The organism is Pseudoalteromonas sp. GutCa3 (genome assembly GCF_002836155.1).
Taxonomy (GTDB): Bacteria; Pseudomonadota; Gammaproteobacteria; order Enterobacterales; family Alteromonadaceae; genus Pseudoalteromonas; species Pseudoalteromonas arctica.
Genome location: NZ_PJBK01000036.1, coordinates 42,354 through 59,876 on the forward strand (window position 1 = coordinate 42,354; position 17,523 = coordinate 59,876).

Annotated in this window: 17 protein-coding genes; 10 read left to right on the forward strand and 7 right to left on the reverse strand. The window is 39.3% G+C overall.

The features are described 5' to 3' along the window. The first annotated feature begins 30 nt into the window (after positions 1 to 30). The gene (locus tag CXF64_RS07980) at positions 31 to 804 is read left to right on the forward strand and encodes a substrate-binding periplasmic protein (RefSeq protein WP_101216761.1); all 774 of its coding nucleotides are present in this window, start codon (positions 31 to 33) and stop codon (positions 802 to 804) included. Between the two features lie 358 nt (positions 805 to 1,162). Further along, entirely contained in the window at positions 1,163 to 2,260 is a 1,098-nt protein-coding gene (locus tag CXF64_RS07985) for a polysaccharide lyase family 7 protein (RefSeq protein ID WP_101216762.1), read from the forward strand. On the opposite strand, the gene CXF64_RS07990 is transcribed toward CXF64_RS07985, so the two are convergent. After that, positions 2,261 to 2,662 carry a nucleotide triphosphate diphosphatase NUDT15 gene (locus CXF64_RS07990; protein WP_165783606.1) on the reverse strand — a complete coding sequence of 134 codons (402 nt, stop codon included), beginning with the start codon at positions 2,660 to 2,662 and terminating at the stop codon, positions 2,261 to 2,263. Between the two features lie 186 nt (positions 2,663 to 2,848). On the opposite strand from CXF64_RS07990, the gene CXF64_RS07995 reads away from it, so the two are divergent. After that, the gene (locus CXF64_RS07995) at positions 2,849 to 4,732 is read left to right on the forward strand and encodes a propionyl-CoA synthetase (RefSeq protein WP_101216764.1); all 1,884 of its coding nucleotides are present in this window, start codon (positions 2,849 to 2,851) and stop codon (positions 4,730 to 4,732) included. Between the two features lie 194 nt (positions 4,733 to 4,926). Beyond that, entirely contained in the window at positions 4,927 to 5,784 is an 858-nt protein-coding gene (locus tag CXF64_RS08000) for an MBL fold metallo-hydrolase (RefSeq protein WP_101216765.1), read from the forward strand. A 270-nt stretch (positions 5,785 to 6,054) separates the two neighbouring features. Here CXF64_RS08000 and CXF64_RS08005 read toward each other — a convergent pair whose 3' ends face one another. The 4 genes from CXF64_RS08005 to CXF64_RS08025 form a co-directional block, all read right to left on the reverse strand. Beyond that, a complete protein-coding gene (locus CXF64_RS08005; RefSeq protein ID WP_024589723.1) occupies positions 6,055 to 6,399 on the reverse strand; it encodes a PDZ domain-containing protein in 345 nt (114 codons plus the stop codon). A 135-nt stretch (positions 6,400 to 6,534) separates the two neighbouring features. Beyond that, positions 6,535 to 6,957 (reverse strand): hypothetical protein, encoded by a 423-nt coding sequence (locus CXF64_RS08010; RefSeq protein ID WP_101216766.1) that lies wholly within the window; start codon positions 6,955 to 6,957, stop codon positions 6,535 to 6,537. Positions 6,958 to 7,069: 112 nt separating this feature from the next. Further along, positions 7,070 to 7,444 carry a hypothetical protein gene (locus CXF64_RS08015; RefSeq protein WP_133120267.1) on the reverse strand — a complete coding sequence of 125 codons (375 nt, stop codon included), beginning with the start codon at positions 7,442 to 7,444 and terminating at the stop codon, positions 7,070 to 7,072. A 765-nt stretch (positions 7,445 to 8,209) separates the two neighbouring features. Beyond that, positions 8,210 to 9,127 (reverse strand): LysR family transcriptional regulator, encoded by a 918-nt coding sequence (locus tag CXF64_RS08025; protein WP_197236867.1) that lies wholly within the window; start codon positions 9,125 to 9,127, stop codon positions 8,210 to 8,212. Positions 9,128 to 9,207: 80 nt separating this feature from the next. Here CXF64_RS08025 and CXF64_RS08030 point away from each other — a divergent pair, with 80 nt between their 5' ends. The 4 genes from CXF64_RS08030 to CXF64_RS08045 all read left to right on the forward strand — a co-directional run bounded on the left by CXF64_RS08030 (position 9,208) and on the right by CXF64_RS08045 (position 12,818). Then, entirely contained in the window at positions 9,208 to 10,347 is a 1,140-nt protein-coding gene (locus tag CXF64_RS08030; RefSeq protein WP_101216768.1) for an alkene reductase, read from the forward strand. A gap of 397 nt (positions 10,348 to 10,744) precedes the next feature. Further along, positions 10,745 to 11,002, forward strand: coding sequence for a hypothetical protein (locus tag CXF64_RS08035; protein WP_010554878.1), 258 nt, complete (start codon positions 10,745 to 10,747; stop codon positions 11,000 to 11,002). Between the two features lie 379 nt (positions 11,003 to 11,381). After that, entirely contained in the window at positions 11,382 to 12,146 is a 765-nt protein-coding gene (locus tag CXF64_RS08040) for a DUF6515 family protein (RefSeq protein WP_101216769.1), read from the forward strand. A gap of 171 nt (positions 12,147 to 12,317) precedes the next feature. Next, positions 12,318 to 12,818, forward strand: coding sequence for an RDD family protein (locus CXF64_RS08045; RefSeq protein ID WP_007587274.1), 501 nt, complete (start codon positions 12,318 to 12,320; stop codon positions 12,816 to 12,818). Between the two features lie 81 nt (positions 12,819 to 12,899). On the opposite strand, the gene lptG is transcribed toward CXF64_RS08045, so the two are convergent. Together lptG and lptF are read right to left on the reverse strand one after the other, a co-directional pair. Further along, a complete protein-coding gene (gene lptG, locus CXF64_RS08050; protein WP_007587278.1) occupies positions 12,900 to 13,967 on the reverse strand; it encodes an LPS export ABC transporter permease LptG in 1,068 nt (355 codons plus the stop codon). Further along, positions 13,964 to 15,076, reverse strand: coding sequence for an LPS export ABC transporter permease LptF (gene lptF / locus CXF64_RS08055; protein WP_101216770.1), 1,113 nt, complete (start codon positions 15,074 to 15,076; stop codon positions 13,964 to 13,966). The genes lptG and lptF overlap by 4 nt, the downstream gene beginning before the upstream one ends. A gap of 309 nt (positions 15,077 to 15,385) precedes the next feature. Between lptF and pepA the strand changes: the two genes are divergently transcribed. Further along, entirely contained in the window at positions 15,386 to 16,897 is a 1,512-nt protein-coding gene (gene pepA / locus CXF64_RS08060; RefSeq protein ID WP_007587283.1) for a leucyl aminopeptidase, read from the forward strand. Positions 16,898 to 17,047: 150 nt separating this feature from the next. After that, entirely contained in the window at positions 17,048 to 17,494 is a 447-nt protein-coding gene (locus CXF64_RS08065) for a DNA polymerase III subunit chi (RefSeq protein WP_007587285.1), read from the forward strand. Positions 17,495 to 17,523: the final 29 nt, after the last annotated feature.

Here is a 17,523-nt window from a genome sequence, read left to right on the forward strand (position 1 = left end):
TAGGTGTATTATTGCTTTAAAAGATTTTTTATGTTTTTTCGTGTTTTATTAAGTGCTTTTGTATTTATTTTATATAGCCCCCTGTGTAACGCCGATTCGGTTACTTTTATAGCTGAAGACCTTCCTCCTTATCACTTTAAAAATCAGCAAGGTGAAGTAAGCGGCGCTTTAGTCGACATTGCCAAAGCAGTTGTGAAGCAAACAAACTTAACCGCTAATTTTGAAATAATGCCAATGGCCCGCGTTTTTAAAGAGCATAAAACAAATACCAACGCCATAATGTTGTCTTTGTTAAAAACCCCAGAGCGGATTAATAAATATACATGGTTAGGCGAAGTGTATTTTGCAGATGCTTATTTAATTAGCTTAAAAAGCCATGTAGATGAAGTTGTTCACTTAAATTTTGCTAAAGAGTATAAAGTAGCAACCATTCGTGGCTACCTGAGCGAAGCCTACTTAAAGCAAAAAGGCTTTACCGAAAATAACAATTTAATACTGGTCAGTTACTATAATCAACTTTGGCAAATGCTTTATAAAAACCGGATCGACTTTGTAGTAACTAATACACTTACACTTAATAACGAGCTAAAAAGCCTAGGACTCGATCCTAGCCTAATAACAAAACGAATTCATTTAAGCGATCTTCCCTCCTCACTTAATTTTGCAGCAAGTAATCAACTTAATCCTAAAACAGCTAAAGCACTCTCTGACGCATTAAGTAATATTAAAGAAAATGGTGAATATCATGCCATTTTAAACGAGTGGCAACTTTTATTACCAAACACGACTAACTTGCAGCACTAACCATAGTTAAAGCCCGGCATTAGTTATTGGCAGTGGTTATTTAGTTATTTGCTAAACGCGGCAAAGCAAACTACAAAATTAAAAATCTCCTCCCCCCCAAAAAATAGACTACACCTTAGCGCCAAAATCTACGTTAAATATCACTAAGAGAATAGCCAAGCACATAAAAAATACATACCGGAAACACCTCCATAAAAGCCGTTAAAAAACACCTCAACCAAATTGGTATAACAATAAATCATTTTAAAAATATTTAATTTTACTAATTGGTAAGTTTTAATTGTTAAATTGGTATGCTAGATTGAGATTAAGCGATGCCTGTACCGCACAATTTTTACTTCATCACACAGAGACAATAATGATAAAAAATACATCCACATTTAAACTTACGGCTTTAGCCGTTATCACCCCTTTACTTTTTACCGCTTGTTCAAGTACCCAAAGCACTAATCAGCAAAGCGATGCACCGGTACCTGCAACAAAGTTTGATTTATCTCACTGGAAAATAAATGTACCAGTTGATTTAAACAACGACGGTAAAATTGATGAAATAGATGTAGAAGAAATTCAGACTTACGCACACCCTGATTTTTTCTACCTTGATGAAAAAGGCTACATGGTATTTACCTCCCCTAATAAAGCGCTTACAAGTGCTAACTCTACTAATACCCGTAGTGAACTTAGACAAATGATCCGTGGATCAAATACTAAAATTAAAACTAAACACTCTAAAAACAACTTTGCTTTAGCTGTTCACCCGCTATCTGACCGATTTGGTTCTGTTGGTGGAAAAATGGAAGCAACGTTAAAAGTAGATCACGTTGCGCTACGTGCGACTGATCCTGATAAAAAAGCAGCTTACTCGGTTGTTGTAGGACAAATTCACGCGGGTAAAGATCAGGCACTTATTGATACCAAGCTTGGTTATGGCTGGGGCAATGAACCAATTAAAATATATTACAAAAAATGGCCTGGGCACAAAACAGGCTCAGTTTTTTGGAACTACGAACGTAACTTAGCTAAAACAAATCCTGACCGTAAAGACATTACTTACCCTGTTTGGGGTAATACATGGGAAAACCCTAACGAGCCAGGCAGCGCCGGTATTGCACTAGGTGAAGAATTTAGCTACACGGTAAATGTGTATAAAAATGTTATGCACCTTACATTTAGCACACAAGGCAAAGAAGACGTTAACTACTCTATTAACTTAGGTAATAACGTAGATGCTTATGGCAAAGTAGACGAAAAAGATCATCCAAATGGTTACGCTGCAGATTGGCATTACTTTAAAGCCGGCGCTTATAACCAATGTAGTACTAAAAGCGCGAAAGGTATTTGGTACCCAGGTTGTTTAGGTACTGGCGATTGGTCTACAGATAAACAAAATGGCGATTACGCTCAAGTAAGCTTTAGTAAACTTGCGTTAAGCCCAGCGACACCGCCAACAAAATAACTAGGCTAGTACAGCCTCAGATAAGTAATTTTTTAGTGATGTAAACAGTGGCGTTGGTAGATTATTAATATCGCACCAGCGCCACTTTAAACATTTATTAGGCTCTTTAAGCTCAGGCTCCCCGCCTTCAAAATCAGCTTTTACATACAACGTAATATAGTGTTTGTTCTCTGCTGTAAAAATATCATTGGTAAAATCAAGCTTAGTAATTTTACTTACCTTTAAACCTGTTTCTTCAAACACTTCTCGTATTGCACATTGCTCAACACTTTCACCAAACTCTAAATGCCCACCAGGTGTTGCCCATGTATTAGCACCGTGCGCACCAATGCGCTCACCTAGTAAAATTGTGTTTTGGCGCATTATAATAACCGCAACCCCTACTCTTACTACGTTACTCATATCGTATTTTCTCTTATTTTTACTGCCCGCCATGCTGAACCACACGCTTTGTATTGTCAATTTGGTATTTTTAAAACCAGTGTATTGATTAACTTTTAGCCGACCAAGGTCGAATAGCTTGCTTGCTAAAAAAAGCCTACATTTTGTAAGGTCTCTCACACACAAATTTAGCTTTAGGAGCCTTACATGTCAGGCGAATATAAACAGCAATATACTGCCTTTAAACAAAACCCAGCCCAATTTTGGCTCGAACAAAGTAAAAATATTCCATGGTATAAAACCCCCACAAAAGCATACACACAAGACGACGACGGGCTTTATCATTGGTTTAGTGACGGGCAATTAAACACCAGTTTTTTAGCGCTAGACCAACACGTTATTGCCGGATTTGGCGAGCAAACTGCACTTATTTACGACTCCCCAGTCACTAATACAAAGCAGACTTATAGCTACTCACAACTGCAACAAGAAGTTACTAAATTTGCAGGCGTAATACAATCGTTAGGTGTTACAAAAGGCGATCGCGTTGTTATTTATATGCCAATGATCCCACAAGCTGTTATTGGTATGTTGGCGTGTGCTCGTCTTGGTGCTATTCATTCGGTGGTATTTGGTGGGTTTGCTGCACACGAATTAGCTGTACGCATTGATGATGCCAAGCCCAAGCTTATACTTAGCGCCTCATGCGGTGTTGAAGTAAACAGCGTTATTGAATACAAACCACTCATTGATAACGCAATAGACTTAGCTACGCACAAAGTAGAGCACTGCATTATTTATCAGCGTCCACAAGTTACCGCCACTCTTAAGCCTAAACGAGACATAGATTGGACCCAGGCAATGCAAACGGCTGCAAGCGCAGATCCGGTGCCTGTAAATGGAGATGACCCGCTTTATATTTTATATACCTCAGGCACGACAGGCACACCCAAAGGCGTAGTGCGCGAAAATGGCGGTCACGCAGTGGCAATGCAATACAGCATGGAAACCGTTTATGGTATGAAGCCCGGCGACGTATTTTGGGCAGCGTCTGACATTGGCTGGGTAGTTGGGCACTCTTATATAGTTTACGCGCCGCTAATGTATCGCTGCGCGACAGTATTATATGAAGGTAAACCCGTTAAAACGCCCGATGCCAGTGCATTTTGGCGCGTGGTTGAAGAATATAAAGTAAATGCATTATTTAGTGCCCCCACCGCCTTTAGAGCAATCAAAAAAGAAGATCCAAATGCCGATGGTTTTAATCAATACGATACCTCAAGCTTAAAACGTTTATTTTTAGCTGGCGAGCGATTAGACCCTCCCACTTACGAGTGGCTTAAAGAAAAAACCAAACTGCCAGTGCTCGATCATTGGTGGCAAACAGAAACCGGCTGGGCTATTGCTTGTAACCCTGTAGGGCTTGAGTACTTAGCAACAAAACCTGGCAGCTCTACCGTGCCTACTCCAGGTTTTGACGTGCGAATATTAGATATGGATGGCAATGAATGCGCAGCTAACGAGCAAGGCGCCGTGGTAATTAAACTGCCACTTCCACCGGGTTGCCTGCCAACAATTTGGCAAGATACCTCGCGTTTTAAAGCAAGCTACCTAAATGAATACGAAGGTTATTATTTATCTGGTGATGGCGGTTATATTGATGAAGACGGCTACCTATTTATTATGGGCAGAACCGACGACGTTATAAATGTAGCAGGGCATAGGCTTTCTACCGGCGAAATGGAAGAGATAGTAGCCGCGCACCCTGCTGTTGCCGAATGCGCTGTTTTTGGTGTAAACGATCCCCTAAAAGGGCAACTCCCTATGGGAATGATCGTGCTTAAAAATGATTTTATAGGCTCAAGTACCGACGTAGAACAAGCGCTTGTTTTAAGTGTTCGTAATCAAATTGGCGCTATTGCGTGCCTTAAAAATATAGTCAGTGTAGATAGGCTGCCCAAAACACGCTCGGGTAAAATACTGCGTAAAAATTTGCGCCAACTGGTTGATGGCGAAGAGCTACAAATACCTTCAACCATAGATGATGCCAGTATCTTTGAAGAAATAAACCAACAACTAACACAAAGATAAACCCAACCAACCTATCTAAAGCCATTTTTATAATGGCTTTTTATTTCATCCTCATATTTGATCCTTTTACTTAGGTTTAGGCTTAGGTTTAAGTTTTAAGTTTTAATTTAACCAACAGCTGAAATTTTTTACAGCTTTGTACTTTCTTCTTTTAATAGCGTTATTAATTTAATCAATTTAAAAAGGAATGGTGTATGCCCCGCTTGCTACAAAAACTATTAACTACAGCCCTATTATTTATAGGCTTTGCCACACAAGCCTATGAAATAGAAGACTTAGGGGACGGCTTACACCGCTTTATAGACGACAGACACCGCTCAGTATTTTTAATCACTCCTGAGGGTGCAATTGTTACCGACCCGCTTAACAAAAAAGCCGCCACCTGGTTAAACGAGCAAATTAAAACTAGCTATAACGTACCGGTAAAATATGTAATTTATAGCCATAATCACAGCGATCATATTTACGGCGCCGAGGTATTTAAAAGCCCGCACACCATGTTTGTAGCGCATAAACTCGCTGCGCAAGATATTAAAAACACACAAATGAAAACGGTAATGCCCAGTCTTACTTTTGATAACGAGCTACTACTTACCCTTGGTGATTCTACAGTAAAGCTTAACTACCATGGTCCAAACGATGGTCGTGGTTCGGTTAGTATATTATTCGAAAAGCAAAAAACGTTGTTTGTAGTTGATTGGATTGTTATTGGCAGAATGCCGTGGCAAAAGCTGTGGAGTTACGATATTCAAGGCATGATTAATTCAACCCAAGTGGTACTCAAATATGACTTTGATACTTTTGTAGGCGGACATGCCGATATTGGCAGCAAGGCTGATGTAGCGCGCTATTTAACTTATATAGAGCTTTTATATAGCCAAGTAACAGCAGGCGTTTTAGCTGGTAATACGCTTGACGAAATTAAACAAAATGTAAAATTAGACCAATTTAGTGACTTTAAACAGTTTGATGCATGGTTACCACTTAACATAGAAGGCGTGTACAAGCGTTTAATGGAAGAGTCTGGCATGGGTTGGCGCAGCGATTTATAAGCTTTAGTCTAATAATCATTGGTATTGCCGTATTTAACGCAATACCAATGTATTCATTAATTAAATAAGGTTATTACTGATCAAACCTTTTTAATCTATCCCAATTACTTTAAGCAGTAACCTACATATAAACCGAGTAAGTAGTACTCCAAAAGCTCGCTAACGTTGTCAATATTTACTGCGTCTAGCTCATTTACACAAAACCACGCTTTGACAATAACCATGCTTTATAGGCTGGGTATATTTAGGTATTTTAAAAACTTCTTAGATTTACCAAGCATTCATAGGTATTTTTAAAGTTACTTGGCTACCATCTTCATTCTCTAAAAGTAATTGTAAAATCTCTCCAGATTCCTTGCGCATTAATTCTTTTGCTTCACTGGCAGGGCAGCCTGGAATTTTACAGCCTTCTATAGAAATGATTTTCTGTCCTGCAACAATCCCTGCTTTTTCAGCGGGTGAATTAGGCTCTACTTTTTCAATAACAAATGATGTTACCGTCGGGCTAAAAAAACCATCAGCCCCGACGTTCCCCAAAACTCCAAGTTTAACCTTCTCTGCAGCCAAGGCATTGAAAGAAGTAATTGAGATTAAAATAATTATGAATTTGAACATATGAATTAACACTCCATGTAAGTCTATTTAAGCTATAAGAAGCGATGAGTAATAGTTCGCTAAAATGTTTAGCTGAGTTGGATTAAGTCAACTATTGCGAATCTGGCTTGATGGTATCGTTAGCTATGAAGCAAGTCAAAATGGTATACCATCACCTTGATTTTCTTCATTAAGTATTCTTATTAGGCTTAAGGGGGCATCCATTGGATCTTTGCTGAAGTTAATAATATCTTGAATTCCAAGTGCAACTCCTGAATTAAACAATTTATCGCCTGCTGAACTGAAAGCAAAATCAATCACCTCTTGGGCATCATACGACCCAAAAAGATTAAAGTAGCTATCTAAAGGTATCCCTTTATGATCTTTTTCATTGAAAGGTGATTGAGAAATAATATGCAATTGAAATCCCATAATATAACCGGATATTAATTTGTCATGCTTAGATAACGAAATTAACTCTTCAGGACTAATTGGTAATATCATCATTTGACCAGAAAAAGTAGAACCAATTGCATCAATTAATTTCTCAATTTTCTTTCCCTTACCAAATCCAAACATAAAGCTTATCCTTTCTTGCATGCTAAAGACGTAGCACTAAGCAGTGCTAAAACTGCAGGTTATAATGTATAGAAAAAACCTAACAAATTGCTTTAATTAACTTTAACTGAAGCTAAACGTCTTCGTGTTTTCTAAGTTGACTTTGTATATATTCAAGAACATTAAAGCTAGCCAACCATGTAGTAAACTCATTATTGTTAATATTTCCTTTCACATACTCATTAATTGCGATTGTTTCAGTTGATATTGTCTCTGTTGTTGACCAACTAATGTCAGTTAAAAGTGACAGTGCTTTAGGAAAAATTAAAAAATTAGATTGGATGAAATTTGCTACTTCTTCAGTATTATTAAACCACTCTAAATGAGAATGGCTTGAATTTAAAAGAGGGTGGATTTGCTTATCCGTTTGGTACTTCCCATAGTGCACACCGATCAACTCAAGCTCATCTCCAGAGCCTGTTTGATGCGTTCGTATTCTATTGAACATTGAATGTACATTAGACTCACCTATTTTGATTTTGTCTAAATTAACACTCCGTACTGCGTATATTATTTTACTCATTATTTGTTACATAAATCGAACATTATAAGAAAATCAACAAGTTAGCTGTACAAAATTAACGTACATCCCTACTCGCGCTACCCTCACTTTTCTTACCTACAGTTTTAGCAAATTACTTAACACATTACTATCACTAAGTTTTTTATGTTCTCAGCGTTAAATTAAATATTTTTGAATATAAAAAAAACGCGCTCAAGCAATTTTAAAGATGCCTTAGCGCGGTTTTTATATTTTAAATCTAAGTATTAAAAAAAGCGTATTAACTAAAATCGACCACCACTTCATAACGCCCAGGCATGTCGTTTACTTCGTATACCCAACCGTGTCGTTTTATTATTTTTTCGCTTAACTCCACCCCTAAACCGTAGCCAATATTGGCGGGCTTATTTGTGTTATTAGCAGTGTGTGGCGTATCCGTTTGTACGCTGCTATTTACTTATAGAGATCTCGTTGTGCAATATGCCATTACCTTGATAGCTTGGCTGACTACTACACGCAGCAAGCGTGCAACTAAGTGCAAATAAAAAACCGGTTGAGTGCTTTTTAAAATAAACCATTTAACTATGCCTAATTCGTACTATTACACATAGCTTATTAGGTCGAGGGTTAAGGAGGGGTTAAATGATTTAATCTAAATGTTGGGTTATTAATTTAACAGTAAAAAGTAATCACTTTAGATTTTTTACATCGTTATAAATTTTGCAGCTGCTCTATCAACCATTTATGGATTGGGCTGTTATTGGTACGCGGATGCCATGCGGCTATTACTTTAAAGGTAGGAGGCAGAGCTTCTATTTTTAGCTGTTTAACTTTGCTGTTTGGTAATAATCTTGATGGGTAAAACGCTAGCATATCGGTTGTATGTAAAATGTCGGGCACTGCTGAAAAACTCGGTACCGACATTACAATATTACGTTTTAGCCCTTGGCTTTCAAACCACTGATCGTGCGATCCGCGCAAATTAGCGCGCGATGGCGACACCACTAGCTGTGAATGCTTTGCAAATTGCGCCAAACTCAAAGGTTCAGTGTAAGTAGTGTTACCTATACCGGTAATACACAAATGCTGTTCTTCAAACAAAGTGATATAAGAAAGGTTGTCGGGTATAAATTCTGGAAAGCTTATCAGCAAATCAAGCTCGCCTGCCGTTATAAGTTGATTAACGTTGTCAGACGCAAAGTCGCGCACTATCAGCTTTAAACCTGGCGCTTCGCGGCGGGTAATATTAAATAATTGCGGCAATAAGGCCTGCGTGGCGTAGTCGGTTGCGCTTATGGTAAACACACCTTTATAAGTTTGCGGACTAAACAGCTCGGGCTCTAATAACGATTCTAATTGCTTTAAAATATGATTAATAGGCGCCTTGAGTCCTTGCGCTTTAGGAGTAGCAACCATGTTATTGCCTTGGCGAATAAACAAGCGATCGTCAAATAAGTCTCGTAGCTTTCGTAGTTGCTCACTAATAGCTTGTTGCGTTAACCCCATTTTTTTGGCTACTTGCGAAAGATTTTGCAGTTCTAATAAGCTACTGAGTACTCTTAACTGTTTTATATCGAGCCGACTAATACCATTCATAATTGTATGCTGCACAAAAAAGTGTTGTTTCAAATTGTATCTTTAAATCTCTATGCTGCCAATGTTGCTTAACCACTATTTAAGCCTTTGTTTGCTTTATAAGAGAATTTAAAATGAAATCAGAATTAGTTAATACCGCCCCTTTATTCTCATCAATTGAGCTTGGCCCTTTTACACTTAAAAACCGTATTGTTATGCCACCTCTTACTCGCTCTCGCAGCACTCAGCCTGGCAATATTCCTAATGAATTAATGGCTGAGTATTATGCGCAGCGGGCATCGGCTGGTTTTATGGTTACCGAAGGCACACAAATAGAACCTCGTGGACAAGGCTACGTTTGGACCCCAGGTATTCACTCGCAAGCACAAATTGAAGGCTGGAAAAAAGTAACACATGCAGTACATGCTAAAGGCGGTGTTATTTTTGCTCAGCTTTGGCATGTAGGGCGCGTATCGCACACCACGCTACAACCAAATTCAGGTAAACCGGTTGGCCCTTCAGATATTATTGCTGACAACGTAAAAGTATTTATTGAAACCGCACCTGGTGAAGGCGCATTGGCTGACCCAAGTGAGCCCCGTGCACTAAGTACTACTGAGGTTGGCGAGCTGGTAAACATGTATGCGCAAGCTGCACGTAATGCTCTAGAAGCAGGCTTTGATGGCGTAGAGCTTCATTGTGCTAACGGGTATTTAGTTAATCAGTTTATTTCTGAACATACTAATAACCGTGACGATCAATACGGTGGAACGCTTAGTAATCGCCTGCGCTTTTTAAAAGAGGTAGTTGAAGCGGTAAGTGACGTTGTAGGCTCTGATCGTTTAGGTGTTCGCTTTGCTCCTTTATTTGAAAGCACAGATGAAACACGAGTGTATCTAGGACTTGTTGAATCAAACCCTCATCATACTTATGTACAAGCCGTTAAAGTGCTTGAGCAAGCAGCTATTGCTTACTTATCAATAGCGGAAGCTGATTGGGAAAATGCTCCTGATTTACCACAAGAATTTTATAAAGCAGTACGAGCTGAATTTTCAGGTCGCATTATTTATGCTGGTAAATACACAGTAGAAAAAGCGGTGCGTATTTTAGGTGAAGGTTACGGTGACTTATTTGCATTTGGTCGCCCATTTATAGCTAACCCTGATTTACCAGAGCGTATAGCGAATAATTGGACGTTTAACGAGGCCGATGCAGCCACTATGTATGGCGGTACTGAAGTAGGTTATAGCGATTATCCTTTTTATCAAAAGTAGCCAACCTAAACTCTAAACGATATATGGGATAAGGATTGGTATTGGTATAGAACCGATACGGTTTTATACCAGGTAGCTTAATTAAGCTACCTGTTTTGAGGTAAGAAAACGGTGTTGATAACACTGCTGAATTTGTTATTAGTTGTTCTCGACAATTGCTCTTTCATTGCCCTACCTTCTGCATTTATGCAGCCATATATCAGTCATTTTTTAATAGAGTGAGCGTTAGATTTAATCTCTCAAATTGATTAAGTATTACTGCGAATTGGTATTAGCGTCAAGAACAGTAAAGATAAGTAAAAGGGTGTAAAGCCTCTCTACAGTTGCCCTTACATGCAGTTGGCATTCAGTTTCAAACGTCAATACTAGCCATGTTAACCACAAACGAGGCAATATTATGAAACTTACATTTATACTACCTGCACTATTAGTTATTGGCACTTTATCTAGTTCTGCATTTGCAGCACCACATGATAGATATACAAAGCAAGAATATAAAAAGGTTCAGCTAAAACGAGAACTGAAAAAAATTAACCAAACTAAGGTAATCAAGTATGTTCCAGTTAAAGTTGTTAAAAGAAACGTTAATAACACAGCATTTGTTAAAGTTAATGTCATAACGTATCACCCTAGCCTTAAATTTATTAAAAGATAAATGCGCACTTTAAAATATAAAGTCATGTTTGCGGCAATAAATAACGCGCCGCAAACTTAGCTTTTTACACCATTTAAACTCTGTTATTGGTATTACCCCATCTTAAAATGCACGGAAATAACGTTTTCTAAGCACAACAAAAAAGTCCAAATACATAATTTAATAGCAATATTATTAAAATATCTCTCGTAATAAATATACTTACAAAGAACAGGATTACCCTCAAAAATCGTCAAAAATAACTAAGTATGTCAATAACTGTCAGTAAAATGTAAAAAGCTGTAAGCATAGCTCCGTTTGCTGTTGTATGTCAGTTAACATTCAGTTTGAACCGCTAGTATTGAACCCAGTTATGTAAAAACATAAACGAGGCAATACTATGAAACTTACTTTTTTACTACCTGCCCTGCTCGCCATTGGCGCAGTATCAGGCTCTGCGCTTGGAGCACAAAACGAGCGAGAGAATGATAAAAGCTTTAAACGCGATCACGACAAACGTGTTGAATATAAACGCGATGAACGCCGCCATGAAAAAAAGCAGCGTATTGAGCATAAAAAAGAAAAACGAGAAGACCGTAAGCAAGAAAAACGTAAGCTTGCTAAGTACAAGCAGGAAAAGCGTGAACAATACCGCTACAACCAGCGCAAATATAACTACTTAACAAACCATAATAATTCAGTCGCTTACAGAAAAAATCGATTTATAAACCATTTACCACGCAATAGCGCATCAATCAGATTTAATGGTATTTCGTTTACGTTTAACGACGGCCTTTATTACCGTAAAGCTAAAAGAGGCTACCATGTAGTTACGCCACCTAGAGGCCTGCGTATAAATACGCTACCAAGAAATTACAGGCATTTTAAACACCATAATACGACTTACTACACTTATCAAAATGTGTACTACATTGCGGATAATGATGGTTATACGGTTGTTGATGAGCCATCAACTCGCCTTAATCAGGCAGTAAAAGTGGGTAATGTGAATGACTATAGCTTGGGCCAAACTTACGATTCATTGCCTCAGGCAGCACAGGCCGTAATAATTAACTCGCAGCAGTATTTTAAATACGGCGATATTTATTTTTTACCGCAAATAAGTGGTGACGACATAAAATACCTTGCTATCAAGCTAGGTTAAATCCGCTATAAATTAAAAGACCTTGCTACCAATAGCAGGGTCTTTTTCATTTCCCCTGTAGGTAATAACTTAAAGCAATAAAATCAATTCCCTCTCTAAACATTAACATGTCTTAGTATTTGTAAGCTTTTTTGCTAAACTAGCTCGCATATTAATAGTGAGAGTGTATTTATGTCGGGTGAGTTTCCACGTGCTGGTTTTTGGCGCCGTTTTGCGTCGTTAGTTTACGATACGTTAGCCATTATTGCGTTTGCGATGTTAACTGTAGTGCTGTATTTATTTGCCGTTCAAGGGCTTATTTCTCTCGATGTAATTAGTTTAAATGGCGCAGAGGATGTATCTGCCTTTATTCAAAATTCAAATCTTCTTTCGGGTATTCGTACCGCTCTTTTAATTATTGTTACCTTAGTATTTTTTGGCTACTTTTGGACTAAAAGCGGGCAAACCATTGGCATGCGTGCATGGCGTTTAAAAGTACAAACTCTTGAGGGTAATTTAATTAGCTGGCCGCAATCAATTATCCGCAGCGTTAGCGCTTTACTCGGTTTAGGTAATTTGGTGGTGTTAGTAGATTTTAAAAACAAAAAAGCACTACAAGATTACATCTCTAAAACAGAAGTTATTGCACTTACTAAAGAAGAGAACAGGCGTATTTATAGTGAGCTTGATTAATACCAGCTTTCCAAAACTGGTAATTAAAAAGCAAAAAGGGTGACCAGTGGTCACCCTTTTTCATGCTTTGAATAGGTAAATCTATACCCGTTTATTCATCAAATATGTCGCAAAGCCTATAAATATAATACTGGGTAATACCGCCCCTATAATGGCAGGTATTTGGTAAACCATAACGACAGGGCCAAATATTTCATTAGTTAAATGAAACACGATCCCCGTTACAACGCCCATAATAATACGCGCACCCATTGTTACTGTACGCAACGGGCCAAATATAAACGAGAGCGCCACCAGCAGCATTACCGCAACAGATACTGGCTGCATCAACTTACGCCATAGAGCAAGCTCGTAGGTACTTGTGTCTTGTTCGTTTTGCTCTAAGTAACTTAAATACGACCAAAGCCCAGTAAATGAAAGTGACTCCGGTTTTACCGAAACAACCCCTAACTTTTCAGCTGTGAGTTGCGAAGGATAAAACTCTTCTGGTAATTGCTCTGTTGTGGTTTTTTCGCTAGTAATAATAACCTTATTTACGTCACGAAGTAGCCAGCCTTCTTTTCGGCTTAGTGCATCTCTTGCTTTAGTAATTTGGGTAAGCTCTAACGATTTATCAAAGTGGTACATGTGTACCCCGTTGAGCCTGCCGTTTTCATCAACATCTTCAATATTAATAAAATTATTGCCGTCTTTAGCCCATACACCTTTTTGTGTATTAAACACATCGCCGCCATGTATTGCTTGGTTACGCATTTCTTTAGCGTGTAATTGCGCTTCAGGTGCACCCCATTCGCCAAGAGCCATCATGCATACAGCCATAAATATGGCTGTTTTCATCACAGAGCCAATTATTTGTAAGCGCGACATACCGGCGGCTTGCATCACTACCAGCTCACTGTTTGAGGCAAGTGCCCCTAAACCCGTTAAGCCACCAATTAGCGCAGCCATCGGAAAAAACACCACTAAATCGCCAGGTATTGTGTAAAGCGTGTAAAGCATTGCGGTCATTAAGTCGTAACTGCCGCGCCCTACCGACTTTAACTGGTCGATAAATTTAATTAAGGTGCTAATACCAACAAGTACCAACAATGCAAAGCCGGTAGTTTGTAAAATACTGCGCCCTAAATACCAATCAAGCGTTTTCATCATGAGCCTAACTCCCGCTTAGTTACAACGGCTTTAAGCCAAGCGCCCAACGGTCGCCCTTTTATAATTAATAACCCACCTATAAATAAGGCACTTAGGTGAATCCACCACAAGCCAATTGAAGGCGGAATTTTGCCATCTTCAACTGCAAATTTAGCGGCATTTAGTAAAATAAAATAGCCTAAGTACAAGCTTATAGCAGGCACTAGTTTTGCAAATTTACCTTGGCGAGGATTAACCACACTTAGCGGTACTGCCAGTAAGGTAAGTAGCGGAATTGATAACGGAATAGCGAGTCGCCACTGCCATTGAGCAATAGATTCTGGTGTATTAATGGCGAGTAATTGATTAGTAGGCACAGCCTCTAATTTACGGCGTTGGTGCTCTATTTCTTGTTCTCGTATTTGTACGCTGTAACCATCAAATTCTGTTAAGTTAAGTGCAGGCGTTGCGCCATCTGTTTCGTAACGTTTACCGTCTGTTAGTACGAGCTGTTGCTCACCATTTACGGCTTCAACCACAACACCTTGCTCTGCATATACTAAGCGCGCTAAGTTGCCTTTTTCGCTATCAGGTAACTGTGCAACAAATACCTTATTAAGCTCTTTGCCGCCTTTTTCAATATTATGAATAAACACCACGGCTTTTTCGTTACCGGTTTCTTGGAACCGCCCAGCTCTGAGTGCAGATAATCCCGCATCGGCTTTGGCTTGTTCTTTTAATTGATACTCTTGCTCGCTTGCCCACGGCGCTATATACATAGTCAATGCAGCGGCTAATAAGGCAAGCCCAACGCTTGATATAAGCGTTACGCGCACAACATACCATTCACTTACGCCACAGGCTTTAAGTACGGTCATTTCGCTATCTGCGTAAATACGGCTGTAAGCCAAAATAATGCCTAAAAATATACTCAGCGGAAGTATTAGCGAGGCCAGTTGTGGAAGCTTTAGTGCAATCATCGATAGCACTAATTTAGCAGGAATGCTGCCCTCAGAGGCATCACCTAAAATACCAACTAACTTTTGTGACAAAAAGATTGTCATTAAAGTTAAAAATACGGCGACCTGCGATTTTAAAACCTCAGCGGTCAAATAACGGAAAATTAGCAATGCTCGCCCCTGTTAAACATGGAATTTCACTACGATAGTGAGAATTGAATAGTTAAATAGCTATTTTACCCAATTAATACCGGAAAATAGGCTATTATTATAAGCCATCAAATTTAATTATCCTACCTAAGTGCACGATATAATGTTGCATTAGTAGCCCTTAAGCATATAAAGTTCAATTACACAGTAAGAGTCTAGCAAAATCAGCTAAAATTAAAATTATCCGCACATAAGTTACGTAGATAAGACTAGAAAATACTTTTTTAGCCCCAACTTACTAACTTAAATGACTCAAAATCAGGAGTGACAATGGAATTTAACGTAAAAAGTGGTAGCCCAGAAAAACAGCGCAGCGCATGTATTGTGGTTGGCGTTTACGAGCCACGTAGGTTATCCCCCATTGGTGAACAACTCGATAAAATTAGTGATGGCTATATCTCTAATTTACTTCGCCGTGGCGACTTAGAAGGTAAGCCAGGCCAAGTTTTATTATTGCATCATGTACCCAATGTATTAAGCGAGCGCATATTGCTTGTAGGTTGTGGTAAAGAGCGCGAGCTTGACGATAAGCAATATAAACAAATTATTTCTAAAACTATTAATACCTTAAACGAAACAGGCTCTATGGAAGCAGTCTGCTTTTTAACAGAGCAACACGTTAAAGGTCGCGACACTTACTGGAAAGTTCGTCAAGCAGTAGAAACAACGCAAGATTGCTTATATACGTTTAACCAATTAAAAAGTAAAAAAGTAGACCCTCGTCGTCCACTTCGTAAAATGGTGTTTAACGTACCAACACGACGCGAACTAACGATTGGCGAAAGTGCCATTGAGCATGGTTTAGCCATTGCTGCAGGTAGTAAGCTGTGTAAAGACGTGGCTAATATGCCACCAAATATTTGTAACCCAGTGTACTTAGGCGAGCAAGCACAAGAGTTGGCAACTAATTTTGACAACATCACTGTTGATATTATTGGCGAAAAGCAAATGGCAGAACTAGGCATGAATTCTTACCTAGCTGTTGGCCGAGGTAGCGATAACGAATCAATTATGTCGATTATTAACTACAAAGGCGCCGCTGACGACCAAGCCCCTATTGTACTTGTTGGTAAAGGCTTAACGTTTGACTCAGGCGGTATTTCATTAAAACCAGGCGAAGGCATGGACGAAATGAAATACGACATGGGCGGCGCTGCAGGTGTTATTGGCGCAATGCGTGCACTTGCACAAATGCAATTGCCAATTAACGTTATTGGTGTTTTAGCTGGCTGTGAAAACATGCCTGGCTCAAACGCGTATCGCCCGGGTGATATTTTAACAACAATGTCGGGGCAAACAGTTGAAGTGTTAAACACCGACGCTGAAGGTCGTTTAGTATTGTGCGACGCACTAACGTACGTTGAACGTTTTAACCCGGATACGGTTATTGACGTAGCAACACTTACTGGCGCTTGTATTGTAGCCCTTGGCGCGCATGCGACTGGTTTACTATCAAACCATAACCCACTTGCACACGATTTATTAAAAGCGTCTGAGCAAAGTGGCGACCGCGCATGGCAATTACCGTTATGGGATGACTATCAAGATCAGCTAGAAAGCCCATTTGCTGACTTTACAAACTTAGGTGGACGCTCTGCGGGTACTATTACTGCGGCATGTTTCTTGTCTAAATTTACTAAAAAGTATCATTGGGCGCATTTAGATGTTGCCGGTACAGCGTGGCGCAGTGGCGCTAAAAAAGGCGCAACGGGTCGTCCTGTTCCAATGCTTACTCAGTATTTATTAAATAGAGCTGGCGTAAGTGAAGCTGCTCAAGATTAAACACACTGTTTAGCTACTTATAAGGCGCCGTTTGGCGCCTTATTTATTTGTGTATTAATTGAAGCAAACCCCGTTATATGGCAAAATCTGCCTCTTAATTTATGTATATCAATTTGGTATGCATTCAATGTCATGGGAAACCCCGATACAATGAACATGAACGCTAAATTTTTCGTTCTAAAGCAACAAGATGAGTCTAAAGCGAAGGCTGACGATCATTTTGCTTTGGCTGCTCAAATTGCGGCCGATCAGTATCGAAATGGGCAGCGTGTGTTTATTTGTGTTAACGATAACGAAGCAGCCTGTGCCATTGATGAAATAATTTGGGCATTCGATCCAGATAGTTTTGTGCCACATAATTTACAAGGTGAAGGCCCTAAAGGCGGCGCACCTGTAGAAATTGGTATTACGCCACCTGTTGGCAATCGTAAAGTTTTAATTAACTTGGCTACTCAGTTACCGGATTACATTCGTCGGTTTAACCAAGTTTTTGATTTTGTACCCGTAGAAGCAGCGGCTAAACAAGCAGCCCGCGAGCGTTTTAAAAAGCTACGCCAACTCGGTGCCAATCTCACCACGCAAGATATTAATAGCTAGCCAATCAGGCAAACTAACCAACTAATTTA

Coding starts and splice junctions, on each gene's coding strand:
- CXF64_RS07980 (WP_101216761.1), top strand. CDS start 31: ATGTTTTTTCGTGTTTTATTAAGTGCTTTTGTATTTATTTTATATAGC.
- CXF64_RS07985 (WP_101216762.1), top strand. CDS start 1,163: ATGATAAAAAATACATCCACATTTAAACTTACGGCTTTAGCCGTTATC.
- CXF64_RS07990 (WP_165783606.1), bottom strand. CDS start 2,662: ATGAGTAACGTAGTAAGAGTAGGGGTTGCGGTTATTATAATGCGCCAA.
- CXF64_RS07995 (WP_101216764.1), top strand. CDS start 2,849: ATGTCAGGCGAATATAAACAGCAATATACTGCCTTTAAACAAAACCCA.
- CXF64_RS08000 (WP_101216765.1), top strand. CDS start 4,927: ATGCCCCGCTTGCTACAAAAACTATTAACTACAGCCCTATTATTTATA.
- CXF64_RS08005 (WP_024589723.1), bottom strand. CDS start 6,399: ATGTTCAAATTCATAATTATTTTAATCTCAATTACTTCTTTCAATGCC.
- CXF64_RS08010 (WP_101216766.1), bottom strand. CDS start 6,957: ATGTTTGGATTTGGTAAGGGAAAGAAAATTGAGAAATTAATTGATGCA.
- CXF64_RS08015 (WP_133120267.1), bottom strand. CDS start 7,444: ATGTTCAATAGAATACGAACGCATCAAACAGGCTCTGGAGATGAGCTT.
- CXF64_RS08030 (WP_101216768.1), top strand. CDS start 9,208: ATGAAATCAGAATTAGTTAATACCGCCCCTTTATTCTCATCAATTGAG.
- CXF64_RS08035 (WP_010554878.1), top strand. CDS start 10,745: ATGAAACTTACATTTATACTACCTGCACTATTAGTTATTGGCACTTTA.
- CXF64_RS08040 (WP_101216769.1), top strand. CDS start 11,382: ATGAAACTTACTTTTTTACTACCTGCCCTGCTCGCCATTGGCGCAGTA.
- CXF64_RS08045 (WP_007587274.1), top strand. CDS start 12,318: ATGTCGGGTGAGTTTCCACGTGCTGGTTTTTGGCGCCGTTTTGCGTCG.
- lptG (WP_007587278.1), bottom strand. CDS start 13,967: ATGATGAAAACGCTTGATTGGTATTTAGGGCGCAGTATTTTACAAACT.
- pepA (WP_007587283.1), top strand. CDS start 15,386: ATGGAATTTAACGTAAAAAGTGGTAGCCCAGAAAAACAGCGCAGCGCA.
- CXF64_RS08065 (WP_007587285.1), top strand. CDS start 17,048: ATGAACATGAACGCTAAATTTTTCGTTCTAAAGCAACAAGATGAGTCT.